The 24,297-nt window shown below is 64.0% G+C and carries 23 protein-coding genes; 8 read left to right on the forward strand and 15 right to left on the reverse strand.

What is annotated here, in order from left to right:
• Positions 1 to 342 precede the first annotated feature (342 nt).
• A complete protein-coding gene (pncB, locus tag C163_RS10810; RefSeq protein WP_025338777.1) occupies positions 343 to 1,539 on the reverse strand; it encodes a nicotinate phosphoribosyltransferase in 1,197 nt (398 codons plus the stop codon).
• Entirely contained in the window at positions 1,536 to 2,186 is a 651-nt protein-coding gene (locus C163_RS10815) for an isochorismatase family protein (protein ID WP_025338778.1), read from the reverse strand. The genes pncB and C163_RS10815 overlap by 4 nt, the downstream gene beginning before the upstream one ends.
• 138 nt (positions 2,187 to 2,324) lie before the next feature.
• Here C163_RS10815 and C163_RS10820 point away from each other — a divergent pair, with 138 nt between their 5' ends.
• Positions 2,325 to 3,029, forward strand: coding sequence for an NUDIX domain-containing protein (locus C163_RS10820; RefSeq protein ID WP_025338779.1), 705 nt, complete (start codon positions 2,325 to 2,327; stop codon positions 3,027 to 3,029).
• A 220-nt stretch (positions 3,030 to 3,249) separates the two neighbouring features.
• Here C163_RS10820 and C163_RS10825 read toward each other — a convergent pair whose 3' ends face one another.
• Both C163_RS10825 and C163_RS10830 read right to left on the reverse strand, forming a co-directional pair.
• The gene (locus C163_RS10825) at positions 3,250 to 4,179 is read right to left on the reverse strand and encodes a DMT family transporter (protein ID WP_025338780.1); all 930 of its coding nucleotides are present in this window, start codon (positions 4,177 to 4,179) and stop codon (positions 3,250 to 3,252) included.
• A 295-nt stretch (positions 4,180 to 4,474) separates the two neighbouring features.
• Complete coding sequence (locus C163_RS10830) at positions 4,475 to 5,068, reverse strand: cupin domain-containing protein (protein WP_025338781.1); 594 nt, start codon at positions 5,066 to 5,068, stop codon at positions 4,475 to 4,477.
• A 314-nt stretch (positions 5,069 to 5,382) separates the two neighbouring features.
• On the opposite strand from C163_RS10830, the gene glnT reads away from it, so the two are divergent.
• The 5 genes from glnT to C163_RS10855 all read left to right on the forward strand — a co-directional run bounded on the left by glnT (position 5,383) and on the right by C163_RS10855 (position 11,203).
• Positions 5,383 to 6,717, forward strand: a complete 1,335-nt coding sequence (gene glnT, locus C163_RS10835) for a type III glutamate--ammonia ligase (RefSeq protein ID WP_015270738.1) — start codon at positions 5,383 to 5,385, stop codon at positions 6,715 to 6,717.
• A 66-nt stretch (positions 6,718 to 6,783) separates the two neighbouring features.
• Positions 6,784 to 7,689 carry a glutamine amidotransferase family protein gene (locus C163_RS10840; protein WP_025338782.1) on the forward strand — a complete coding sequence of 302 codons (906 nt, stop codon included), beginning with the start codon at positions 6,784 to 6,786 and terminating at the stop codon, positions 7,687 to 7,689.
• A 27-nt stretch (positions 7,690 to 7,716) separates the two neighbouring features.
• Positions 7,717 to 8,391 (forward strand): protein glxC, encoded by a 675-nt coding sequence (locus C163_RS10845; protein WP_025338783.1) that lies wholly within the window; start codon positions 7,717 to 7,719, stop codon positions 8,389 to 8,391.
• 15 nt (positions 8,392 to 8,406) lie between these two features.
• Complete coding sequence (locus C163_RS10850) at positions 8,407 to 9,732, forward strand: FMN-binding glutamate synthase family protein (RefSeq protein WP_013973039.1); 1,326 nt, start codon at positions 8,407 to 8,409, stop codon at positions 9,730 to 9,732.
• 166 nt (positions 9,733 to 9,898) lie between these two features.
• Positions 9,899 to 11,203, forward strand: coding sequence for an ammonium transporter (locus tag C163_RS10855; protein ID WP_025338784.1), 1,305 nt, complete (start codon positions 9,899 to 9,901; stop codon positions 11,201 to 11,203).
• Positions 11,204 to 11,328: 125 nt separating this feature from the next.
• Here the strand turns inward: C163_RS10855 and C163_RS10860 are convergent, their stop codons facing one another.
• Positions 11,329 to 12,741, reverse strand: coding sequence for a cytosine permease (locus tag C163_RS10860; RefSeq protein WP_025338785.1), 1,413 nt, complete (start codon positions 12,739 to 12,741; stop codon positions 11,329 to 11,331).
• Positions 12,742 to 13,153: 412 nt separating this feature from the next.
• Entirely contained in the window at positions 13,154 to 13,606 is a 453-nt protein-coding gene (locus tag C163_RS10865) for an Lrp/AsnC family transcriptional regulator (RefSeq protein ID WP_015270735.1), read from the reverse strand.
• 112 nt (positions 13,607 to 13,718) lie between these two features.
• On the opposite strand from C163_RS10865, the gene C163_RS10870 reads away from it, so the two are divergent.
• Complete coding sequence (locus tag C163_RS10870; RefSeq protein ID WP_015270734.1) at positions 13,719 to 14,333, forward strand: LysE family translocator; 615 nt, start codon at positions 13,719 to 13,721, stop codon at positions 14,331 to 14,333.
• 388 nt (positions 14,334 to 14,721) lie between these two features.
• Here the strand turns inward: C163_RS10870 and C163_RS10875 are convergent, their stop codons facing one another.
• Positions 14,722 to 15,780, reverse strand: a complete 1,059-nt coding sequence (locus C163_RS10875) for an IS110 family transposase (protein ID WP_081742343.1) — start codon at positions 15,778 to 15,780, stop codon at positions 14,722 to 14,724.
• A gap of 229 nt (positions 15,781 to 16,009) precedes the next feature.
• Here C163_RS10875 and C163_RS10880 point away from each other — a divergent pair, with 229 nt between their 5' ends.
• Positions 16,010 to 16,642 carry a LysE family translocator gene (locus C163_RS10880; protein ID WP_023660833.1) on the forward strand — a complete coding sequence of 211 codons (633 nt, stop codon included), beginning with the start codon at positions 16,010 to 16,012 and terminating at the stop codon, positions 16,640 to 16,642.
• A gap of 3 nt (positions 16,643 to 16,645) precedes the next feature.
• On the opposite strand, the gene C163_RS10885 is transcribed toward C163_RS10880, so the two are convergent.
• The 8 genes from C163_RS10885 to C163_RS10920 all read right to left on the reverse strand — a co-directional run bounded on the left by C163_RS10885 (position 16,646) and on the right by C163_RS10920 (position 24,086).
• Positions 16,646 to 18,427 carry an ATP-binding protein gene (locus C163_RS10885; RefSeq protein ID WP_025338787.1) on the reverse strand — a complete coding sequence of 594 codons (1,782 nt, stop codon included), beginning with the start codon at positions 18,425 to 18,427 and terminating at the stop codon, positions 16,646 to 16,648.
• Positions 18,428 to 18,611: 184 nt separating this feature from the next.
• On the reverse strand, positions 18,612 to 19,175 hold the full coding sequence (locus C163_RS10890) for an NUDIX hydrolase (RefSeq protein WP_025338788.1): 564 nt from the start codon (positions 19,173 to 19,175) through the stop codon (positions 18,612 to 18,614).
• 21 nt (positions 19,176 to 19,196) lie between these two features.
• Positions 19,197 to 19,943, reverse strand: coding sequence for a GntR family transcriptional regulator (locus tag C163_RS10895; protein WP_013973031.1), 747 nt, complete (start codon positions 19,941 to 19,943; stop codon positions 19,197 to 19,199).
• Between the two features lie 90 nt (positions 19,944 to 20,033).
• Positions 20,034 to 20,423: a carboxymuconolactone decarboxylase family protein gene (locus tag C163_RS10900; protein ID WP_008100863.1), complete on the reverse strand. Its 390-nt coding sequence runs from the start codon at positions 20,421 to 20,423 to the stop codon at positions 20,034 to 20,036.
• A gap of 187 nt (positions 20,424 to 20,610) precedes the next feature.
• Complete coding sequence (locus C163_RS10905) at positions 20,611 to 21,096, reverse strand: flavin reductase family protein (RefSeq protein ID WP_025338789.1); 486 nt, start codon at positions 21,094 to 21,096, stop codon at positions 20,611 to 20,613.
• A 13-nt stretch (positions 21,097 to 21,109) separates the two neighbouring features.
• On the reverse strand, positions 21,110 to 22,591 hold the full coding sequence (locus tag C163_RS10910) for an aldehyde dehydrogenase (RefSeq protein WP_015270730.1): 1,482 nt from the start codon (positions 22,589 to 22,591) through the stop codon (positions 21,110 to 21,112).
• Positions 22,588 to 23,421, reverse strand: coding sequence for an alpha/beta fold hydrolase (locus C163_RS10915; RefSeq protein WP_025338790.1), 834 nt, complete (start codon positions 23,419 to 23,421; stop codon positions 22,588 to 22,590). Before C163_RS10915 ends, C163_RS10910 begins: the two co-directional genes overlap by 4 nt.
• A gap of 68 nt (positions 23,422 to 23,489) precedes the next feature.
• Positions 23,490 to 24,086 (reverse strand): amino acid synthesis family protein, encoded by a 597-nt coding sequence (locus tag C163_RS10920; RefSeq protein ID WP_003258678.1) that lies wholly within the window; start codon positions 24,084 to 24,086, stop codon positions 23,490 to 23,492.
• Positions 24,087 to 24,297 lie beyond the last annotated feature (211 nt).

Genomic DNA, 24,297 nt, shown 5'->3' on the forward strand with positions numbered 1-24,297 from the left:
GGTACTTTGGGGCCGCCACTTGCTCGGCCCGCCAATGGGGGGATCGCTGACCGGCCATATGACCAGTGAGTTTGACGCGTACAGAACGATTGGGCAATGCAATCCGTCGCCCGTGTTATTCCAAATGGAAGTAGTACCATATGCGGTAGATATCGAGGCAAGTACAGCAAGCCTTGAGCTTTTGTGATGTGCAACCAGCTCTGATTTATCGCAGTACAAAGAGCGAGGAATGGACAACAGGCCAACGCCTGCTCGGCCAATACTGGTTTAAGTTCTATGGCCAGGCCACACCCTGTAAATGTTATTAGCGCTACTTTGGGCACGGGCTGAGGGTGCGACCCTTCAGCAGTTGAAAACATGTTTGAGGTACGCCACGAAATTTTCATCCCGGCACTGTGTCTTGCCCGGGCTGTCGGAAATCTTGGCCACTGGAGCCCCATTGCACGCCGTCATCTTGATCACGATGTTCATCGGCTCCACCCCCGGGACATCGCAGGTCAGCCTGGTACCAATGCCAAAGCTCACATTGATCCGCTCGTGCAACGCCCGGTACAGCCCCAGCGCCTTGGCAAGGTCCAGCCCGTCGGAAAAGATCAGGGTCTTGCTCTTCGGGTCGATCCCCAGCCGCTCATAGTGGGCAATGGCCTTTTCCGCCCAGGCCAGCGGATCGCCCGAATCGTGCCGCAGGCCATCGAACAGCTTGGCGAAGTACAGGTCGAAATCGCCGAGGAACGCGTCCATGGTGATGCAGTCGGTCAGGGCGATGCCCAGCAGCCCCCGGTATTCCCGCACCCAGCATTCCAGCGCGGCAGCCTGGCTGTCGACCAGGCGCGGGCCGAGTTGCTGGTGGGCCATGAACCACTCGTGGGCCATGGTGCCGATCGGCTTGAGCTGGTATTCGCGGGCCAGGTGCACGTTGCTGGTACCGACAAAGCGGCCCGGGAAGTCACGCTTCAGAATGTGCACCACCTCTTCCTGCACCCGGTAGGAGAAGCGCCGCCGGGTGCCGAAGTCGGCCAGTTGGAAACCGGCCAGTTCTTCGGCGCTGGCCTCGGCCTTCAGCCAGTCGAGGTTCTGATACAGGCGCTCGCGGACCTGCTCGATCACCACCTCGCGATAGCGGTAGCGGTTGCGCACCTCGCTGATGATCGCCAGCAGCGGGATCTCGTAGAGAATCACGTGCAACCACGGCCCGCGCACGCGAATCGCCAGTTGCCCGGCATCATCCAGGCCTACCTGTACATAGCGCAGGTTGAAGCGGAACAGGCTGAGAAAGCGGATGAAGTCCGGTTTGATGAACGGGATCTTCTCCAGGTAGGCGAGCTGGTCATGCGTGATGCTGACATCGGCCAGTTGTTCGACCTGGTAACGGATTTCCGCCAGGTAAGGTGCGAGGTTCTCGCCGTTACGGCAGCGGAACTCCCATTCCACCTCGGCGTTGGGGTAGTTGTGCAGCACCGCCTGCATCATGGTGATCTTGTAGAAGTCGGTGTCCAGCAGGTTCTGGATGATGCGTGGGCCGAAAACGCTGTCGCTCATGGGCGGTCTTCCTTGATCAGAGAGAGCTGGTGGTCGAGCGCGGCTTCGTCGCCGCAGAGGATCACGCCGTCGGCGGCCAGGGCGCCACACGCCTCGATGGCGCCTGCCTGGGTGAGGGCGCGGCAAGCCGGCAGGTACAACAGCACCTGGAAGCCGGCCTGGCGCAATTGGCGGGCGGTGGTCCTGACGCAATAGTCCAGGGCCAGGCCACCGACGATCACCGCGCCCACCTGCTGCACCTTGAGGTACTCGATCACCCCGGTGGAGCGGCGTTCGGCCAGGTCGTGGTAGCAGGCGCCGTAGGGGTGCAGGTCGGGCTCGACGCCTTTCCACACGAAATAGTCGTAGTCGATGGGGGCCGGCAGGCCGGGCAGCAACTCGAAGCCGGGTGTGCCGGGGACGCAGTGGCTGACCCAGGTCAGGTCGGCGTTGGCCAGCTGCAGGGGCTGCAGCATGTGCGCGGGGTCGGCGACCACCCAGGCGGCGTTGGCCGGGTGGGCGTCCTTGCTGCCCAGGCGCAGGTCGGCGCGCAAGGCCATGGTATTAAGATCTACCGCGATTTCATCGCCTTCGGGAACCGGCAGCTCTTGCGGCACGTTGCTGGTGAAGCCGTTCTGGGCGTCGACATCGAAACTGGCGATCTTCATGGCGGTTCTCCTCGCTGGAATGGATACATAATTCACTTGGTGTATTAAGTGTGTCAAGCAACTTTTGAAACGGGCTTTCTGCTTGCCTTACTTAGATGCTCTGGTGGATTATGGTGAGCTTGAACAAGGAGTCGCCCGGTGAATGCAGTCGAAGTCCTGGCCAGCGTCGATATCGTCGCCCTGCGCATGGCCCCCGAAGCTCAGCATCTGCAGGTGCTGTTGCACCGTCGTGAGCGTGAACCGCATGCCGGCCAGTGGGCCTTGCCCGGGGTGATCGTCAATGGCCGCACCCCCGACACCAGCCTGGAAGCTGCTGCCGAACGCGCGCTGCGCGAGAAAACCCAGGTCGTACCGTGCTACATGGAACAGGTGGGCACCGAGGGCAATGCTTTCCGCGACCCGCGTGGATGGTCACTCAGCACCTATTACCTGGCATTGCTCGAACCCGGGCAGGTCGTCGAGGGCGAGCAACTGGCGTTTTTCGACTTGGACAGCGTATTGGCGCGCAAGGTGCTGTTGCCCTTTGATCACAACCTGTTGGTGGAGCGCGCCCGTGAGCGGCTGGCGGCGAAGACGGTGTACAGCAGCCTGCCGCTTTACCTGCTGGCGGAGAAGTTCACTGTGCTGGATGCGCTAGGTGCGGTGCAGGCGTGCCTGGGGCAGGCGGTGAACAACACCTCGCTGCGCAAACGCCTGGAGCGCTTGCGCGAGCTGGGGTGGGTGAGGGACACCGGGGAGAAGAACCAGCCCAGGCTGGGCCGGCCGCAGCAGTTGTATCAGTACACACCACAGGGGGAGCGGGCGTTCATGTTTGACCGCAGTCTGCTGCCTGAGGGCGCTTAGTCGCCTGTACCGACCTCATCGCCGGCAAGCCAGCTCCCACAGGTAAAGCATCAGGCTAGAGCCCTGTGATTACCCTGTGGGAGTAACTGTCTTGTGCTGCCTGTTCTGGCCTCATCGCCGGCAAGCCAGCTCCCACAGGTACTGCACAATGCTTGAGGCCTAAGCGGTCGGGTGGGAGCCGGCTTGCCGGCGATGAGGGCCGTTCAGGCAAGCTCATACATCAATGCGCGCAGCGGCTGGTATCGCCTTGTTCCGCTGGTGCCTTGCGCGCCGCCGCCAGGATGGTCGCCAGCACGATCAGCGCAGCGCCAGCGGCCATGCGCAGGCTTGGCTGCTCACCGAACAGCCACCAAGCGCCGATGATCGCGTACACCGGCTCCAGCGCGATGATCATGCCGGCCGTGCGCGCTTCCAGGCCTTCCAGGCTCTTGACGAACAGGAACTGCGACAGCCCGGTGCAGAACACGCCCAACAGCGCCAGGTTGACCCAGTCACTGCCAGCCAGGCTGGTGTTGCCCAGGTGAGTGAAGGCAAACGGCGCCACCAGCGCAGCCACCACCACGTTCTGCCAGAACGCCACCTGCATCGCGTTCATGCTCGAGCCGTTGCGGCGGTTGGCCACGGTCAGCAGGGCGAACGCCAGGCCCGAGCCCAGGCCCCAGAGCAGGCCGACGGTGCCTTTGTCGAGCAGGTCGAAGGTCGGTACCACCAACACCAGACCGGCCGTGACCATCAGCAGCAGCAAACCTTGCACGGCACCGATACGCTGGCCGAACACGCCGCGCTCGATCATGGCGATGAACGCCGGGAAGCTGGCGAAGCCCAGGGTGGCCACGGCCACGCCGCCAACCTTCACGGCGATGAAGAAGGTTACCCAGTGGGCAGCCAGCAGGGCGCCGGTCAGGCCCAGCACCGGCAGGTTGCGCAGGGTGAGGGCGTCGAGCAGGCGCGTGCCCTTGAGCCCGGCGACGAAGCCCAGGGCGATGAAGGCGAAGGTGGCGCGGCCGAAGGTGATGATGCTGGCGTCGGCCTCGATCAGGTGACCGAGGATGCCGGTCAGGCCGAACAGCACAGCGGCGATATGGGCAACGCACAGGGCGTTACGGTGGCCGGTGGCAGCACCGGCTACGGGGATTGAAGTCGCGATCATGGCAGTCAAGTCTTCACAATGTGGCGCGCGCAAACACTCCCGGCTGGCGCGGCGCGGGTCTCTAATACTGGGAGTTTTATCGTTATGAGCCCGGACGAACTGCCCGGTGCAAAAAGGCGCCACAGCGTTGGAATTGTGAAGCGAGGCTGTTTTACTCGCGAATACCGCACCGATCAGCCCACGGCGCGGGGCTGGTCGATGTGTGTATTATTTTTGTAGACACAGTTCTGAAGCCGATCGCGGGCGACGTGTGCTTGTCTGATCGCGACATCGGTTGTTGCCTTGCTGCGCCGCGTCACTCGTCGCCGTAGTTCATGATCGACAACAGGCGGATGGGTACCTGCACCAGCTGCTCGGGGCCGTGCGGGGTCTCGCCGTCGAAGGTCAGGCTGTCGCCGGCCTGCATGTGATAGAGCTGGTTGCCGTGGCGGTACACCAGTTCACCCTCCAGCAAGTGGAGAAACTCGGTGCCGGGGTGGGCGAAGGTCGGGAACTCTTCGCTGGCGTCGTCCATGGTCACCATGTACGCCTCGAAGTTCTTCTTCGGCCCCCTGGCGTGATTGAGCAAATGGTAGGTGTGGCCTTTCTCGGTACCGCGGCGCACCACCTCCAGCCCTTCACCGGCTTTCACCAACAAGGCATTGCCGTCGGGCTGGTCATATTGGCTGAACAGCTTGGCCATCGGCATGCCCAGCACATCGCACAGGCGGCTGAGGGTGTCGAGGCTGGTGGACACCTGGGCGTTCTCGATCTTGCTCAGCATGCCTTGGCTGATGCCGGCGATGCGCGCCACGTCGGCGAGCTTGAGGGACTGGGCCTGGCGCTGGCGCTTGATCTGCAGGCCCAGGTACTGCTCCAGGCGAAGGCGCGGTTCGGTTTCGGTTGGCATCGAATGTCCTGCACGGTTTCAGTTCAAGAATAAAGTTTTCGCACTGGGAAAGTGCGAAATGCAGCTGCGGTGGCTGCATCTTTCCTCGGGTGAAAACAAGTTTCCCATAAATGGAGCGTGGAAATCTGCTTGGGTTTTGGGTTGCCCGTACCGGCCTCTTCGCGGGCACGCCCGCTCCCACAGGCCCGCGAAGAGGCCCGAACAGGCAACAAAAGGTTGCACCCTGAACAAAGTTGGCAAGCACATTGCATTCCTGAGAGGAAAGTAAGTTTCCCATGCGGAATCATTGCCCCTTACCCAGGAGTGTTCAACCCATGTTGCCAGCAGAAACCCAGCGCACCCTCGATCAGCACGGCATCAAGTACGTGCTGGCGCAGTTCGTCGATATCCATGGCTCGGCGAAGACCAAATCGGTGCCGGTCTCGGGCCTGAAGATGGTGGCCGAGGAGGGCGCCGGCTTTGCCGGGTTCGCCATCTGCGGCATGGGCATGGAACCGCACGGCCCCGACTTCATGGCCCGCGGCGACCTTTCCACCTTGATCCCGGTACCGTGGCAGCCGGGTTACGGCCGGGTGGTGTGTGTAGGCCACGTAAACGGCCAACCCTGGCCCTACGACAGCCGCTACGTGTTGCAGCAGCAGGTGCAGCGCCTGGCCGACAAAGGCTGGACCCTGAACACCGGCCTTGAGCCCGAGTTCAGCCTGTTCCGCCGCGACGAGGATGGCAAGCTGCAACTGGTGGACGCTTCCGACAACCTCGACAAGCCGTGCTACGACTACAAGGGCCTGTCGCGCTCGCGGCTGTTCCTCGAGCGCCTGACCGAGGCGTTGCAGCCGGTGGGTTTCGACATCTACCAGATCGACCACGAGGACGCCAACGGCCAGTTCGAGATCAACTACACCTACAGCGACGCCATGGAGTCGGCCGACCGCTTCACCTTCTTCCGCATGGCCGCCGGCGAGATCGCCAACGACCTGGGCATGATCTGCTCGTTCATGCCCAAGCCCGACCCCAAGCGCGCCGGCAATGGCATGCACTTCCACCTGTCGCTGGCCAGCAGCACCAACAAGAACCTGTTCCATGACCCGTCCGACAGCAGCGGCATGGGCCTGTCGAAGCTGGCCTACCACTTTGCCGCAGGCCTGTTGGCCCATGGCCCGGCGCTGTGCGCCTTCGCCGCGCCCACGGTCAACTCGTACAAGCGCCTGGTGGTCGGCCGCTCGCTATCCGGCGCCACCTGGGCCCCGGCGTTTGTCGCCTACGGCGCCAACAACCGCTCGGCGATGGTGCGCATCCCCTATGGCCGCCTGGAGTTCCGCCTGCCGGACGCTGGCTGCAACCCATACCTGGTCACCGCCGCGATCATCGCTGCCGGCCTCGATGGCATCGACCGTCAGCTGGAGCCGGGCGAGATGTGCAACGAGAACCTCTACAACCTGAGCCTGGAAGAGATTGCCGCACGCGGCATCAAGACCTTGCCGCAGTCGTTGAAGGAAGCCGCCGACGCCCTGGAGGCCGACCCGCTGTTCCGCGAAGTGCTGGGCGCCGAGATCGTCGACGAGTTCATCAAGCTCAAGCGCATGGAGTGGGTGGAGTACTGCCGCCACGTCTCCGACTGGGAAATCCAGCGTTACACCGAATTCTTCTGACCGCCCCCAATCCCTTGGGCGGCCAGCACGAACGCGGTCGCCCACTGCCTAGTAAGGAGCATCACCATGTGTGGAATCGTAGGTCTGTACCTGAAAAAACCCGAGCTGGAAGCCCAGCTCGGCAAGCTCTTCGAACCCATGCTCGAAGCCATGACCGACCGTGGCCCGGACAGCGCCGGCTTTGCCATCTACGGCGACGAAGTGGCCGATGGCTGGGTCAAGCTGACCCTGCAGGCCACTGACATCAACTACCCCTGGGCGGCGCTGATGGGCCAGCTGGAAGGGCGCCTGGGCTGCTCGCTGGACTGGTTCCAGAACGCCAGCGCCGCCGTGCTCAAGGTGCACACCAACGAGGCATCGGCCCGCCAGGCTTTGAGCGAACTGGCCCCTGACGTGCGCATCATGAGCGCCGGGCAGAGCATCGAGATCCTCAAGGGCATGGGCCTGCCGGCGGAAATCTCCAGCCGCTTCGGCCTGGCCGGCATGAAAGGCAGCCACATCATCGGCCATACCCGCATGGCCACCGAAAGCGCCGTGACCATGGAAGGCAGCCACCCGTTCTCCACCGGCGCCGACCTGTGCCTGGTGCACAACGGCTCGCTGTCTAACCACTTCCGCCTGCGCCAGGAGCTCAAGCGCGAAGGCATCAGTTTCGAGACTGACAACGACACCGAAGTGGCCGCCGGCTACCTGACCTGGCGCCTGCAGCAGGGCGACAGCCTGGCCCAGGCCCTGGATGGCGCCCTGGAAGACCTGGACGGCTTCTTCACCTTCGCCATCGGCACCCGCAACGGCTTTGCCGTGATCCGCGACCCGATCGCCTGCAAGCCCGCCGTGCTGGCCGAGACCGACGACTACGTGGCCATGGCCTCGGAGTACCAGGCGCTGGCCAGCCTGCCGGGCATCGAGAACGCCAAGGTCTGGGAACCGGCCCCGGCCACCCTGTACGTCTGGGAACGCGAAAGCGCCTGACCTGCCACCGAACCTCTGGAGAACCACATGAAGACGATCGACCTTTCCAGCACCTCGGTGCGTGTCCTCAACCAGTCCTTGCACGGTGAGGTGCAGGACCACGAATGGCGGGTGACCCACCCCGACGGCAAGCACAACCTGGCCGTGGGCATCAACGCCGCCGTGGCCGTGGATATCGAAGGCCACGCCGGCTACTACTGCGCCGGCATGAACCAGCAGGCCAGCGTCACCGTGCATGGCAACGTCGGTGTCGGCGTGGCCGAGAACATGATGTCCGGCTCGGTGCGGGTCAAGGGCAGCGCCTCCCAGGCCGCCGGCGCCACCGCCCATGGCGGGCTGCTGGTGATCGAGGGCGACGCCGGCGCGCGTTGCGGTATTTCCATGAAGGGCGTGGATATCGTCGTCGGCGGCAGCATCGGCCACATGAGCTGCTTCATGGGCCAGGCCGGGCGTTTGGTGGTGTGTGGCGATGCCGGCGATGCGCTGGGCGATTCGCTGTACGAGGTGCGCATCTACGTCAAGGGTGCGGTGCAGTCGCTGGGCTCGGACTGCATCGAGAAAGAGATGCGCGCCGAGCACCTGCAAGAGCTGCAGGAACTGCTGAACAAGGCCGGCCTGGACCACAAGGCTGCCGATTTCAAACGCTACGGCTCGGCTCGCCAGCTGTACAACTTCAAAGTCGACAACGCCAGCGCGTACTGATCCAGGAGCATTCCCATGAGCGAGCAATTCCCACCAGTACTGCGTGAGTCGGCCACCTTCGACCGCCTGACCATCCAGGAAATCCAGCGTGCCGCCGAAACCGGCATCTACGACATCCGCGGCGGCGGCACCAAGCGCCGCGTGCCGCACTTCGACGACCTGCTGCTGCTGGGTGCCAGCGTGTCGCGCTACCCGCTGGAAGGCTACCGCGAAAAATGCGGCACCGATGTGCTGCTGGGCACCCGCTTCGCCAAGAAGCCGATCCACCTGAAAATTCCGGTAACCATCGCCGGCATGAGTTTCGGCGCGCTGTCGGCCAACGCCAAAGAGGCGCTTGGCCGTGGTGCGACCATCGCCGGCACCAGCACCACCACAGGCGACGGCGGCATGACCCCGGAAGAACGCGGCCAGTCGCAGCACCTGGTGTACCAGTACCTGCCGTCGCGCTACGGCATGAACCCCGACGACCTGCGCAAGGCCGATGCCATCGAGATCGTCCTCGGCCAGGGTGCCAAGCCGGGCGGTGGCGGCATGCTGCTGGGCATGAAGGTGACCGAGCGCGTGGCCGGCATGCGCACCTTGCCGATCGGCGTCGACCAGCGCAGCGCCTGCCGCCACCCGGACTGGACCGGCCCGGATGACCTGGCGATCAAGATTGCCGAGATCCGCGAGATCACCGACTGGGAAAAACCCATCTACGTGAAGATCGGCGCCAGCCGCCCGTACTACGACGTAAAGCTGGCGGTGAAGGCCGGTGCCGATGTGATCGTGCTCGACGGCATGCAGGGCGGTACCGCCGCGACTCAGGAAGTGTTCATCGAGCACGTCGGCATCCCGATCCTGCCGGCCATTCCGCAGGCAGTGCAGGCGCTGCAGGAAATGGGCATGCACCGCAAGGTGCAGCTGATCGTCTCCGGTGGTATTCGCAACGGTGCCGACGTGGCCAAGGCCATGGCCCTCGGGGCTGATGCGGTGGCCATTGGCACTGCGGCGTTGATCGCGCTGGGTGACAACCACCCGCGGCTGGATGCCGAACTGAAGAAGATCGGCTCGGCGGCCGGTTTCTATGACGACTGGCAGAACGGCCGCGACCCGGCCGGCATTACCACCCAGGACCCGGAACTGGCCAGGCGCCTGAACCCGGAGGAGGCCGGGCGCCGCCTGGCCAACTACCTGCGGGTGCTGGTGCTGGAGGCGCAGACCATGGCGCGGGCGTGTGGCAAGTCGCACTTGCACAACCTCGACCCGGAGGACCTGGTGGCGTTGACCGTGGAGGCTGCGGCGATGGCGCGGGTTCCGTTGGCGGGGACCGCCTGGGTGCCGGGGCAGGCGCAGTACTGAGTTATTGGTAATTGGGGCCGCTTTGCGGCCCATTCGCGGCACAAGGCCGCTCCTACAGGGGACCGCGTCTCTGAGCCTGCGCGGCCCCCTGTAGGAGCGGCCTTGTGTCGCGATGGGCTGCAAGGCAGCCCCAGGGCACCCCCACCATTCACACAGGAGTGACTCCATGAAGCACCTCACCCTCGCTGTAATGTTGTTAGCCCTGACCACCCGGGCCCACGCCGCCGACCCCACCCTGGACACCGGCAACACCGCCTGGATGATCTGCGCCGCGATGTTCGTGCTGATGATGTGCATCCCGGGCCTGGCACTGTTCTACGGTGGCATGGTGCGGGCCAAGAACTTCCTCTCGGTATTCACCCAGCTGTTCGCCGTTGCCGGGGTGATCGGCATTCTCTGGGTGCTGTTCGGCTACAGCCTGGTGGTAGACACCACCGGCATGGTCGAGGGGCAGTTGACCGTCAACAGCTTCATCGGCGGGCTGGACAAGGCGCTGATGCTGGACATCGGCCATGACAGCCTGGTCGGTAGCATCCCCGAAGGCGTGTTCGCGGTGTTCCAGCTGACCTTCGCCATCATCACCCCGGCGCTGATTGCCGGTGGTTTTGCCGAGCGCATGAAGTTCAGTGCTTCGTTGCTGTTCATGGCCGCCTGGTTCGTGCTGGTGTACGCGCCGATCGCGCATATGGTCTGGGGCGGGCCGGGGGCGTTGATGGTCAACTGGGGCGTGCTGGACTTTGCCGGTGGTACCGCCGTGCATATCAACTCCGGTGTGGCAGCGCTGGCTGCGGCGTTGATGCTGGGCAAGCGCAAGGGCTACCCGCAGGTGGCCATGCCGCCGCACAACCTCGGTTTCACCCTGGTGGGCGCCGGGTTGCTTTGGGTGGGCTGGTTCGGCTTCAACGTCGGCTCGGGGCTGGCGGCCAACCAGGCGGCGGGGGTGGTGATGCTGGCGACCATGGTGGCGGCCTGTGCGGGGATTGTCGGCTGGTTGCTGACCGAGAAGGTGGCGCATGGTCGGCCGACGGCCTTGGGTGCGGCTTCAGGGGCTTTGGCAGGGTTGGTCGGGATTACCCCGGCCTGTGCATTTGTCGGGCCGCTGGGCGCGCTGGTGATCGGGCTGTTGACCGGGGCGATCTGTTTCTTTGCCGTGACCCGGTTGAAGCAGGCGCTGGGCTACGACGACAGCCTGGATGTGTTCGGCCTGCATGGCGTGGGCGGAATGGTCGGCGCGATCCTTACCGGGGTCTTTGCCGCGCCTGCGTTGGGCGGTTATGTGGAGGGTGCGTCACCGGTCGGGCAGGCATTGGTGCAGTTGAAGGGGGTGGCGTTCACCTTCGTGTATTGCTTTGTGGTGAGTTGGGCGATTCTGGGGGCGATCAAGCTGACCATCGGGCTGCGGGCCAGCCGGGAAGAGGAAGAACAGGGGCTGGACCTGGCTGAGCACAATGAGCGGGCCTACAACCTCTGATTGATGTGTTGCCTGTACCGGCCTCTTCGCGGGCTTGCCCGCTCCCACCGGGACACCACAGCCTTCGAGGCCGGTGACATCCTGTGGGAGCGGGCAAGCCCGCGAAGAGGCCGGCACTGGTTGAATCAGTGCCCCATGGCCACCTTGGCACTCATCTGCCGGCGACGGTAGGCGCTGTCACGGCTGGCCAGCCACCAGTACAGCGGCGAAGTAACTGCCAGCCCCACCAGCCACGACAGGTCCGCTCCGTTGATATGCTCGGAAATCGGCCCGACATACAGTGGCGTGTTCATGAACGGGATCTGCACCACGATGCCCACGGCATAGGCAATCAGCGCCTGCGGGTTGTAGCGCCCGTAGATGCCGCCATCGACCTGGAAGATCGACTGGATATCGTAGTCACCCTTGTGGATGGCATAGAAGTCGATCAGGTTGATCGCTGTCCACGGCACCAGCACCACCAGCAGCACCAGCACCATGTCGACGAAGTGGCCGATGAAGTCCGCCGAGGCGAACACTGCCACCACGCAGCAGGCCGTCAGCACTACCAGCGACAGCACGGCGCGGCTCTTGGCGGTGGGGATCCAGCGGTGGGCGAAGGTTTGCACCAGGGTGATGATCGACAGCACTGCGCCATACAGGTTGAGGGCGTTGTGGCTGATCACGCTGAGCAGGAACAGCACCAGCATGATCGGGCCGAGGGTACCGGTGGCCAGCTTGACCGCGTCCATGGTGTCCATGCCGGCCGGGATCGCCAGCACTGCCACGGCGCCGAAGATGAACGACAGGCTCGAACCCAGGGCCGAGCCCAGGTAGGTAGTCCAGAACGTCGAGCTGACCTTCACGTCCGCCGGCAGGTAGCGCGAGTAGTCCGACACGTAGGGTGCAAAGGCGATCTGCCACAGTGCCGCCAGCGACACGGTGGCCAGCCAGCCGGCCAGGTTGAAGCCGCCGCGGGTGAGGAAGTCGTCGCTCTGCACGTGGCTGAAGATGTAGCCGAAGCCGACCACGATGCCGATACCCAGCACCCAGGTGCCGATGCGGTTGAGCACGTGGATGAAGCGGTAGCCGATGATGCCGATGATGCCTGAGCCCAGCGCACCGATGACGATGCCCACCGGTACCGGCACGGCATCGACCACGCCGTGCAGCGACTTGCCGGCGAGAACGATGTTGGAGGCGAAGAAGCCGATGTACATGACCCCGGCGATCACCACCACCAGCAGCGCGCCGAGCGAGCCGAACTGGGCGCGGCTCTGGATCATCTGCGGGATGCCCATCTGCGGGCCCTGGGCCGAGTGCAGCGCCATCAGTACGCCACCGACCAGGTGGCCGACCAGGATGGCGACGATGCCCCAGACCAGGTTCAGGTGGAACAATTGCACGCCCAGGGCGCCGGTGACGATGGGCAGCGGCGCGATGTTGCCGCCGAACCACAGTGTGAACAGATCCCTTACCTTTCCATGGCGGTCTTGCGGGGGCACGTAGCCGATCGTGTGTTTTTCTATGAGGGGTGCCGAATTGGCTGCACTGGTCATGACTGACTCCAAGGCAAGGTAGGGCATCGGGAGCTGCCCGGGGGCGTGCCGGCGAAGGGCGACGCGTTCTTGTTGGAGCGATGATGCGGGGCGCGGGGATAACGAGAAATTAGTAAATATGTGCCCATAAACCTTAAAAAACCTAAGGCTGACAAAAGGTTAAGCGGGGGACGGTAGCAAGGAGGGTGCCAGGGGGCGGGAGGGCTTGGGCTAGAGGGGCTGGCGGGGTGGCAGGTAGTTTGTGGTGGGCGGTGGTGGTGCGGTGTGCGCATTTTCAGGGCAGCTGAATGGTTGCCTGTGCTGGCCCTTTCGCGGGCTTGCCCGCTCCCACAGGTACGGCGCAGCTTTCAGATTCTGTGGTGCACCTGTGGGAGCGGGCGTGCCCGCGAAAGGGCCGGTACAGGCAACAACGCTACATGGGCAACAACCGATCCTGTATCACCTCTTTCATCACCAGGGTCGAACTCAACCGCTTCACATTGGGAATGCTGGTCAGCTGCTCGTCATACAGCTTCTGGAACGCCGGCAAATCCTTGGCCACCACATGCAGCAGGTAATCCGGGTCGCCAAACAGCCGCTGCGCCTCGACGATCTGCGGGATTTCGGCCAGCGCCGCTTCAAAGTCCGCTACCGGCTGGCGAGTGACTTCGCGCAGGGTCACGAACACCAGCGCGGCAAAGTTCAGCCCCAGGGCGCTCGGCGCCAAGCGGGCGTGATAGCCAAGAATCGCCCCTGATTCCTCCAGCGCCTTCAAGCGCCGATGGCAGGGCGACAGGCTGAGCCCCACACGGTCTGCCAACTCGGTCACCGATAGCCGACCGTCTTTTTGCAGTTCGGCAAGGATTTTTCGATCAGTCCTGTCCATCGAGAAGGATCTTCCAGTAATTGAGGGCTGTTGGGGAATATACGAAAGAAAATCCCTCGGCGGAATCCGTAATCTTTCGTCATCCCAAAGCAGTGGAAAAAGGAAGATTCAAGTGGCTCTCAGTGTTCTGACGGCGTTCTGGGCCGTGTCGATGCTGTTCGTGATTACCCCGGGCGCGGACTGGGCCTACGCCATTTCGGCCGGCATGCGCGGGCGCTGGGTGATGCCCGCGGTGGCGGGGATGTTGTCGGGGCATTTCCTTGCGACCCTGGTGGTGGCGGCCGGGGTCGGCAGCCTGCTGGCCGGCCACCCGCTGGCGCTGACCTTGCTGACCCTGGCGGGGTGCAGCTACCTGCTGTGGCTGGGTGGCAACCTGCTGCTGAGCCCGGCATTGCCGGCGGCCGGGCAGGATGGTGCGGGGGAGTCGGGGTCCCGCTGGGCATTGAAAGGTTTTTGCGTCAGTGGCCTGAACCCGAAAGTGTTTTTGCTGTTCCTGGCGTTGTTGCCGCAGTTCACCGACCCGCAGTCGAGCTGGCCGGTGCCGTTGCAGATCTTGCTGCTGGGCCTGGTGCACCTGTGCAGCTCGCTGGTGATCTACTCGCTGGTCGGTTATGGCGCCAAAGCCGTGCTGAGCACCCGGCCGGGGGCGGCGAAGCTGGTTGGCCGGGTGTCGGGGGTGGCGATGATCACGGTGGCCCTGGGCTTGATAGCCGGCCAGATCAGCTGACTCACTGGCCTGCGCTGGCCCTTGTAGGAGCGGCCTTGTGTCGCGATAGGGCTGCAAAGCAGCCCCAGGATTTCAGCGCAGGTGCACAAATCGCCGGGGCTGCTTTGCAGCCCATCGCGACACAAGGCCGCTCCTATGTATGGACTCGCCCACACTGTCTAGCTGCTTTTGAAATAGGAACCCGGTTGCATCTATGTATCAGGCCAGTTCGAGGAAGCTTTTTGCTTCTGGCCAACATCGTGGTGAGCTCGCAGCGTGCCGTTTACATTGAGGCCACTGCATCGGGCCTGTAGGAGCGGAGGCATCAGTCTGCGACGGTCTTACCAGGGGTCAATGTTCACTAGCAGGGGTTGGAGCGCTTAGCGCCCCGGTGGCATTACTCGGTTGGTCAGAGGCTCATGGCAGCCTCCGGGTTGCTGTTCGGTTTGTGTTGATAGACCTGGTCGTTCTGTAACAGGGCCCAGATAATGCGCAGATTTCGATTAGCCAGTCTGATCGCCGCTTCCTTGCGCCCAAGGCGGGATAGCCAGCGCAAGAGGCGGCGATCGTCTGGCTGATCGGAATCAGGCCTTAGCTGACTCAAGACAGCATGTGCGCCCTGGATCATCAGGCTACGTATGTAGCCGTCACCTCGCTTGCTCATCCTGCCCAATCTGACTTTGTTTCCACTGCTGTGCTGATCGGGCACGATACCGAAGAAGGCGGAATACATTCGGCCACTGGCGAAGCGGCTGGGCTCGGTCTGTTTCGCCACGATCGCCGTGGCGATGATAGGGCCTACGCCACGAATGGTGATCAGTCGCTGTGCGACTTTATCCTCCCGGGCTGTCGCTTCGAGCCGTCTACTGAGCCCCGCAATGCGCTCACCCAGAGACAGCCAGTCCGTCAACAGCCCATCGAGCAACTCACGCAACAGGTCGGGCAAAGGTAAAGAGGCATCCTCAAGAGACCGCGGCACATGCTTACTAATCGCAGCGTCGCCCTGAGGCATGGATACGCCATGCTCAAGCAGCAAACCACGCATCTGGTTACCCAGCGCGGTATGCCGCTTGATGTTGCCGCGGCGGATACGGTGCAGTGCTTGAATAGCCAGTGCTGTAGTGCTCTTGATCGGTATCGAGGCAATACTGGTATCGCGACCGGCGCGCAAAATGGCATGGGTGTCGTTACGGTCATTCTTCGCGCCGCTGCGGTGTTCGGCGACTCGTTGCGCAGGCAGGATGCGAACTGCATTACCTTTGGCCTGCAGCAGCCTTGCCCAGGCTTGTGCCCCTGGACCGCACTCCATCAAGACGGTCACTGTCGCTGGCAACCTGAGCAGGAAATCATGAAAGGCCTGACGGGATTTGATGCGATCTTCGTAGATCACCCGACCGGTAGCATCCTCGCCTGCTAACTGAAAGACCTGCTTGGCCAGGTCTACACAGATGGTTGTGCAAAGCTCCACATCAGTGGAAGACAGGGAACCTTGCTTGGAACTATGCTTTTTCATGGTCTCGCCCTCGCTGCCGTTGGCTTCTTAGAACGCCACCGTGGCACTGTGATGCCTCGGCGGGGGCGAGTCCATCGATTACAGGTTGCCGCGTTAACCTGGCTGGCGAGAGCCAAGGGTAAAGACGACATGCATGGCCTCGGATAAACTCGCAGCACTTCAACGCACAACCAGGAAGTGCCCCATGCCCGAAACCACGCAACTGCTCACCTTCGCCCTGATCTGCCTCGGCATGGTCCTGACCCCAGGGCCGAACATGATCTACCTGATCTCCCGCTCGATCTGCCAGGGCCGCAAGGCCGGGCTGATTTCGTTGGGTGGTGTGGCCCTGGGCTTCGTCATCTACATGTTCTGCGCCGCGCTGGGCATCACCGCCCTGGTGATGGCCGTGCCTTTTGCCTACGACGCGCTGCGCATCGGTGGCGCGCTGTACCTGTTGTACCTGGCCTGGCAGGCGCTGCGCCCTGGTGGCCGTTCGCCGTTCCAGGTTCGTGACCTGCCTGCCGACAGCCCGCGGCGGCTGTTCACCATGGGCTTTGCCACCAGCCTGCTAAACCCCAAGATCGCCGTCATGTACCTGTCGTTGATGCCGCAGTTCATCGAGCCGGGGCATGGCAGCGTGCTGCTGCAGTCGCTGGTGCTGGGGTCGACGCAGATCGCCATCAGCGTTTCGGTCAATGCACTGATCGCGATCATGGCCGGGTCGATCGCCGTATTCCTCGCCGGTCGCCCGCTGTGGCAGCAGGTTCAGCGCTGGCTGATGGGTACGGTGCTGGCGGGCCTGGCCGTGCGCATGCTGGCCGAAGGGCGGCGTTGACCGCTAGGCCTCAGGCGGTGGCTCCTGGGGCAGGTACAAGGTAAAGGTGGTGCCCTGGCCCAGGACACTGTTCACCTGCACATCGCCCCCGGACTGCTTGGCAAAACCGAACACCTGCGACAGCCCGAGCCCGGTGCCTTCACCCGGTGCCTTGGTGGTGAAGAACGGGTCGAAGATGCGCTCCAGCAGTTCGGCGGCAATGCCGACACCGCTGTCGCTCACCGAAATCGCCGCGAACTGGCCCGGTTGTGGCGCCTGGCCGCGCAGGGCGGGCAGGCGCTGGTCGGCCTGCAGGCGCAGCTGCAAGGTGCCTTCGCCGGCCATGGCATCGCGGCCGTTGAGCATCAGGTTGATTACCGCGGTTTCCAGCTGGTTGAGGTCGGCGCGGATATGACAAGGCGCCTGCGGCAACTGCAGCTCGACCTGGATCCGCGCACCGGTGGCCGTGTCGAGCATGTCGGCCATGGCTTCCAGCCGTGGCCCGGCCTCGAACACTTGCGGGCTCAGGGCCTGGCGGCGGGCGAAGGCCAGCAACTGGCCGGTCAGCCTGGTACCGCGGTCGACAGTGTCGGACATGGTCTTGAGGTAGCGCTCGCGGCGCTGTGCATCGAGGTTGGGGCGCTGCAGAAAATGCAGCGACGTGCGAATGATGGTCAGCAGGTTGTTGAAGTCATGGGCCACGCCGCCGGTCAGTTGGCCGATGGCTTCGAGCTTCTGGGTCTGGCGCAGCACGGCTTCGGTATGCAGCAGCTGGCTGGTGCGTTCGTCGACGCGCTGTTCGAGGGTAGCATTCAGAGCCTCCAGTGCCGCCATGGCTTCGCGTACTTCGGCGTGGGCCTGTACCCGCTGGACATGCGCCCAGGAGCGCTCGGTGACTTCGCTGATCAGCGCCTGTTCATAGTGGGTCCATTCCCGTGGCGCCTTGTCGTGGATGGCCATCAGCGCGGTCAGCCGGCCGCCTTTGATCAGGGGCATGCAAATGGTCGCGGTAATGCCGATGGCCTGGAAGGTGGCAGCTTCCTCCGGGGACAGCTCGCTCAGGTTGTCCTGGATGACCAACGGCAGGCCACTGCGCAGGCGGCCGAGCGCCAGCTTGCCGAAATCGTGCAACTGGTAGCGGCCCAAGAGATGCGGCGAGCCGGGCGCCACGGCGTCACCGCAGATGGTGAAACCGTCTTCGTCGGGCTCCATCACCGCATAGGCGCAACTCGACAGTTGCAGGTGCTCGACCAGCATGCGCGTGGTAGTAGCAAGGATCTGGTCCGGGTCGGTGGCGTCGGCCACGGCACGGCCCAGGTCGTCGAGGAATTTCAGGCGCTGGTTGGCGAGCACGCTGGCGGTGGTTTCGGTGACTGTATCGAGCATGCCCAGCACCTTGCCGTCGTGGTCGCGGATGGGGCTGTAGCAGAAGGTGAAATAGGCCCGTTCGGGGCCGCCGTTGCGGTCGATGACGAGCGGGAAGTCTTCGATGTACACCGCCTCGCCGGCCAGGGCGCGGTTGGCCATGTGGCCGATGTCGGCCCAGGCTTCCTGCCACACGGCGCGGAAGGGGATGCCCAATGCCGAGGGCTTTTGCCCGAGAATCTGCGAGAAAGCGTCGTTGTGCAGGGTGAGCAGGTCAGGGCCCCAGAGCACGGCTTGCGGGAAGCGCGAGGCCAGGCACAGGGCCAGGCTGGTTTTCAGCGAGTCGGGCCAGTGCTGCAGCGGGCCCAGTGTGGTGGCGGCCCAATCGTGGTTGCGGATGCGCTCGGCCATCAGCCCGCCGCCGTCTAGCCATTTTGCCATGTGCTCTGCTGGTCCTTTTGCGTAAGGCCTTTAGGGTGCACCGAGAATAGACGCTTGGCGAGGGATTTGTGTTACGTGTACCGGCCTCTTCGCGGGCTTGCCCGCTCCCACAGGGATAGCACATTGCTCAAGCTTTGCGCCGTACAGGTGGGAGCGGGCAGGCCCGCGAAGAGGCCGGTACAGGCTAGCGAATGAAGTGCACCTTGCCAGTGTCGTCATTGCCCATGTAGATGCCATAAACCCCGGCCTGCCGCTCGAGGATATAGCGCTCGAGAATCTGCCGGATTGCCGGGTAGTAGATTTCGTCCCACGGGATCTCGTCCGGCTCGAAGAACCTGTACGCCAGCGTTTCCGCCCCGTACTGCCCGGTTTCCTCGGTGGCGATGGCGCGGAAGATGATGTAGACCTCGCTGATCTTCGGGACGCTGAAGATCGAGTACGGCGAGACGATTTCGGCGCGTACGCCGCTTTCTTCCCAGACCTCGCGCAGGGCTGCCTGCTCGGTGGTTTCGCCGGCCTCCATGAACCCGGCCGGCAAGGTCCAGGTGCCGGGGCGCGGCGGGATGGCGCGCTGGCACAGCAGGTACCTGCCATCACGCTCGATGATGCAGCCGGCGATGATCTTCGGGTTGATGTAGTGGATGTAGCCGCAGCCGGTGCAGTGCAGGCGTTCGTGGGTGTCGCCTGTGGGAACGCCCCGGGCCAGTTCCGTGGTGCAGTGCGGGCAGTAGCGCGGGGCGTTGGGCATGATCGGTGGCCTGTGGGTGGCTTATATGCGTGGGTCCTTCAAGGCCAGGGGCTCGACCATCTCGCGCACCTTGACGTTGTCATCCTGCTTCTGGCGCAGGTAGTCCAGGGCCACCTTGGCGGCGGCGCGGACGTGGTCGACCGAGGCCTGGTGGGCAACCAGCGGGTCGCCGCTCTTGATCGCCTCGACGATCTTTTCCATTTCGCGGTTGCTGGCACCGCGGCGGTTCTCCTGCGACACCGAGGTGGCGCGCAGGTAGCTGATGCGCGCCTGCAACTGGCGCAGCTGCTGGGCCGCCACCTGGTTGCCGGAGCCTTCCAGCAGCACATCGTAGAAACCTTGTACCGAATCCAGCACCTGTTGCAGTTCGCCTTCCTCGAGGGCTTCGCGGTTGACCTCCAGCGCGCGTTCCAGGGCGCGGATGTCCTTGGCCTTGGCGTTGAGGGTGAACAGCTGCACGATCAGGCCTTCGAGCACGCAGCGCAGCTCGTAGATGTCGCGGGCGTCTTCCAGGGTGATGATGGCCACGCGCGGGCCCTTGGCGTCGGCGAATTCCACCAGGCCTTCGGACTCCAGGTGGCGCAGGGCTTCACGCACCGAGGTGCGGCTGACGCCGAGGCGGTCGCAGAGGTCGCGCTCGACCAGGCGGTCGCCTGGCAGCAGGTGGAAGTTCATGATCGCGGCGCGCAGCTTGTCGAGCACGATTTCGCGCAGGGTAACGGGGTTGCGGTTGACCTTGAAGCTGTCGTCGAGTGGCTGGCGTTTCATCAAGTGCGCTCTTAAAGAGGCTGCCCGGCCGCAACCGCAACAGCACCACGAACCTTGGGTGCTCCTTGCGTGGGTTCGAACAGCCCGGTGTTAACGGGTTGACTCCGCATCGGCTTCAGCGAACGCTTCGCGGGCCAGGCGGAAACTGTCCACCGCCGCGGGCACGCCGCAATAAATGCCGACCTGGAGCAGGATCTCGCGAATCTGTTCACGGCTCAGGCCATTACGCAAGGCGCCGCGAATGTGCAGCTTGAGCTCGTGGGGCCGGTTGAGCGCGGAAATCATGGCCAAGTTTATCATGCTGCGCTCTTTGAGCGACAAGCCTTCGCGGCCCCAGACGTGGCCCCAGCAGTATTCGGTGACCAGCTCCTGCAACGGCTTGGTGAAGTCGTCGGCGTTCTGGATCGAGCGGTTGACGTAGTCCTCGCCCAGCACCTGGGTGCGGATCTGCAGGCCTTTTTCGTACTTTTCATTGCTCATGTGCAGTACTCCGGAATAAAACAGGGGACGCAACCGAGGGTGAGACGATAACGCGGCCCCTAAAAACAGGGTCATCGGTGTTGGCTTCTTCGCGGGCTTGCCCGCTCCCACAGGGATTGCACAGGTGCTGAAACCTGCGCACTACCTGTGGGAGCGGGCAAGCCCGCGAAGAAGCCAACGCGGTCTATCAACCCAAGGGGGGCAGGGCGCCCAGCTTGCCCTTGTGGTAGACCATCGGGGTCACCGGCTCGGCCGGCAGCACCAGGTTCTTCACCGCGCCGACGATGATCGCGTGGTCACCGCCGTCGTACTCGCGCCACAGTTCGCACTCGATGATCGCCGTGGCCTTGGCCAGCAGCGGGTTGCCCAGCTCGCTCAGGTGCCAGTCGATGCCTTTGGCCTTGTCCTTGCCCTTGCCGGCAAAGGCATAGGCCTCGGCGGTCTGGTCGGCGGACAGCATGTGAATCGCGAACTGCTTGCTGTCACGCAGGATGGGGTAGGTGTCGGAGGCGTAGTTGGGGCAGAACAGCACCAGCGCCGGGTCGATCGACAGCGCGCTGAACGCGCTGGCGGTGATGCCGACGATGCCACCGTCGGCGTCGAGGGTGGTGACCACCGTGACGCCGGACGGGAAGGAGCCCATCACGTCTTTGTAGATGCCTGGTTCGATCATCTTGTGCTACCTCTTAGCGCATCACAAACGGGTCGGGCATCGGCGCGGTGGACAGGTTGATCCACACCGTCTTCAGCTCGGTATAGGCCAGCACCGAATCGATGCCGCTCTCACGGCCGTAGCCGCTGTTCTTGAACCCGCCGATCGGCGCCATGGCCGACACGGCACGGTAGGTGTTGACCCAGATGATCCCCGAACGCACGTCGCGGGCCAGGCGGTGGGCACGGCCCAGGTCGCGGGTCCAGATGCCGGCGGCCAGGCCGAACTGCGAGTCGTTGGCGATGGCCAGGGCCTCTTCCTCGGTCTTGAAGCGGATTACCGCGGCAACCGGGCCGAACACCTCTTCCTGCATGATGGTCATCGAGTTGCTGTCGCACTCGAACAGGGTCGGCTCGTAGAACCAGCCGTCACCCTCGACTTCGGCGCGCTTGCCGCCCATGTGCAGCTTGGCGCCTTCGGCCTTGGCAGCGGCCACCAGGCCTTCGACCACGGCCAGCTGTTGCGCGGTGGCCATGGGGCCCATTTCGCTGGCATCGTCCTGCGGGTTGCCGATGCGGATGCGCTTGGCGCGAGCGATCAGGCGTTCGACGAACTCGTCGAAGATCTCGTCCTGCACCAGCAGGCGTGAGCCGGCCACGCAGCTTTGCCCGGAGGCGGCATAGATGCCGGCCACGGCGCCGTTGATCGCGCTGTCCAGGTCGGCGTCGGCGAAGATGATGTTCGGCGACTTGCCGCCCAGCTCCAGCGACAGCTTGGCGAAGTTCTCGGCGCTGCTGCGCACCACGTGGCGGGCGGTGGCGGCGCCGCCGGTGAAGGCGATCTTGCGCACCAGCGGGTGGCGGGTCAGCGCCGCGCCGGTGCTGGGGCCGTAGCCGGTGACCACGTTGACCACACCGGCCGGGAAGCCGGCCTCGAGGGCCAGGCGGGCCAGCTCGAGGATGGTCGCCGAGGCGTGCTCGGACGGCTTGAGCACGATGGTGTTGCCGGCGGCCAGGGCCGGGGCCAGCTTGATTGCGGTGAGGTACAGCGGGCTGTTCCACGGGATGATCCCGGCCACCACGCCGATCGGCTCGTGCACGGTGTAGGCGAACAGGTCGGGCTTGTCCAGCGGCAGGGTGCCGCCTTCAAGTTTGTCGGCAAGGCCTGCGGTGTAGTGGAAGAACTCTGGCAGGTAGCCGACCTGGCCGCGGGTTTCGCGGATCAGCTTGCCGTTGTCACGGCTTTCCAGCTGGGCCAGGTGTTCCTTGTTTTCGGCAATCAGGTCACCCAGGCGACGCAGCAGCTTGCCGCGCGCGGTGGCGGTGATGCTGCGCCACTCCTTGCTGTCGAAGGCACGCTGGGCGGCCTGCACGGCCAGCTCCACATCGGCCTCGTCGGCGTCGGGCAGTTGCGCCCAGGCCTGGGCGGTGGCCGGGTTGAGGCTGTCGAAGGTCTTGCCGCTCTGGGCATCGCGCCATTGGCCGTCGATGCACATCTGGAAACGAACGAGGGTCATGCAACAATCCCCTTGGCGGATTCGGTGAGGGTGCGGGCCTGCGCGAGGAAGTCCAGCAGCATCTTGTTGACTTCACGCGGTGCTTCCACCGGCATCATATGCCGTTGCTCGGCGAGGACCACGCTGTGCGCGCCAGGAATGCTGGCGGCAAGCTGGCGGGTCATGGCCGGGGTGGAGCCCGAGTCGAGTTCGCCGGTGGCGATCAGCGTCGGCACCTGGATGCTGGCCAGGTCGGCGGCGCGGTACATGTCCTGGGTGGCGAACAGCGAGTAAGTGGTGTGGTAGCCCTGCGGGTCGTTGCTCGCCAGCACCTGGCGAATGGCGGCGACCTGCGCCGGGTTGGCAGCCTTGTATTCACGGCTGAACCAGCGGTCGAGCGCGGCGTCGACGTTGGCGTCGGGGCCCAGCTGCGCAGCCTGGGCGGCGCGGGCGATAACGCCGGCACTCTGCTCGGGGGTGCGGTTGAACACGCTGTTGAGCACTACCAGTGCGGCCAGGCGCTGCGGGTAGCCGAGGGCGAACGCCCGGGCGACCAGGCCGCCCATGGAGAAGCCGATCACGGTGGCTTGCGCGATCTGCAGGTGGTCGAGCAGTTCGGCGAGCTGGGCGGCATAGCCTTCCAGGCCGATGTCCGCGGCCGGCAGTGCGCTCTGGCCGTGGCCGAGCATGTCGTAGGCGATGACGCGGTAGTCGTTGGCCAGGCCAACGAACTGACCGCCCCACATTTCCTTGTTCAGGCCCACGCCGTGGATCAGTACCACGGGTTGGCCCTGGCCGACGGACAGGTAGCTGGTGCCGGCGGGTGTGCGTTCAGCGACAGGCTGAATCATGGAGGGCGCTCCTTGAAGGTCGGGCGCGGCGGGTAAGCACGCCACGCCCCGGCCCGTCTTGGTTGTTGTTATTGAGCGTTGGCTTTTTCGGCAGCCAGTTCTTCCAGGTCGATGTAGCGGTTGCCGATGCGCGGGTGCAGGCGGCCGCCGTCGGAGGCGCCCAGGACCACGACGATTTCATCGGCGCGCGGGGCATCTTCGATCTGCATTTCCAGGGTGATGTAGTGCGAGCGCAGGCCTTCGTCGTCCTTCTGCATCATCGGGATCTGGATCGAGGTGCCCGGGCCGCCGCGCTTGTTAGTGAAGCTCAGGTAGCTCTTGGCCTGTACCGCTTCGCGGTAGTGGTTGCCGAAGCGCAGGGTGTGGATCACCGCCGAGGCGTGTTCGATTTCGCCGTCGGCGCCGACGACTGCGGCCTTGCCGTAGGCTTCGATCTTGTCGGCGCCGCCGATGGCTGCAGTCAGGCGCTCGACCATCAGGGCACCCAGGTCCGAGCAGTTGGCACGGATTTCCGGCTTCAGATCTTCAACGAAACCGCGACCGGCCCATGGGTTCTTGATCACGACGGCCAGGCCGACCATGGTCACCGGCTTGTCGGTGGCCTTGCCGCCTTCGATGCGGGTCTCTTCGGAGTAGGTGACGATCTTGCGGATTTCGAAACTCATGGGTGGCTCCTGGTGAGGGTTATCAGCTCTTGTTGTCTGATGGTATACCATAATATTTGTTGTGCAAGAGGTGGCTGGAAATTTCTCTTGCGAGGGGACGAAAGGTGGCCTGATGCCTTGATTCCTGTGGTTTCTGTGCTGGCCTTTTCGCGGGCTCGCCCGCTCCCACAGGGATCGCACGGCATTCATGGCCTGTGCTGTCCCTGTGGGA

Origin of the sequence: Pseudomonas sp. FGI182 (genome assembly GCF_000511325.1) — a bacterium.
GTDB classification, from domain to species: domain Bacteria; phylum Pseudomonadota; class Gammaproteobacteria; order Pseudomonadales; family Pseudomonadaceae; genus Aquipseudomonas; species Aquipseudomonas putida_Z.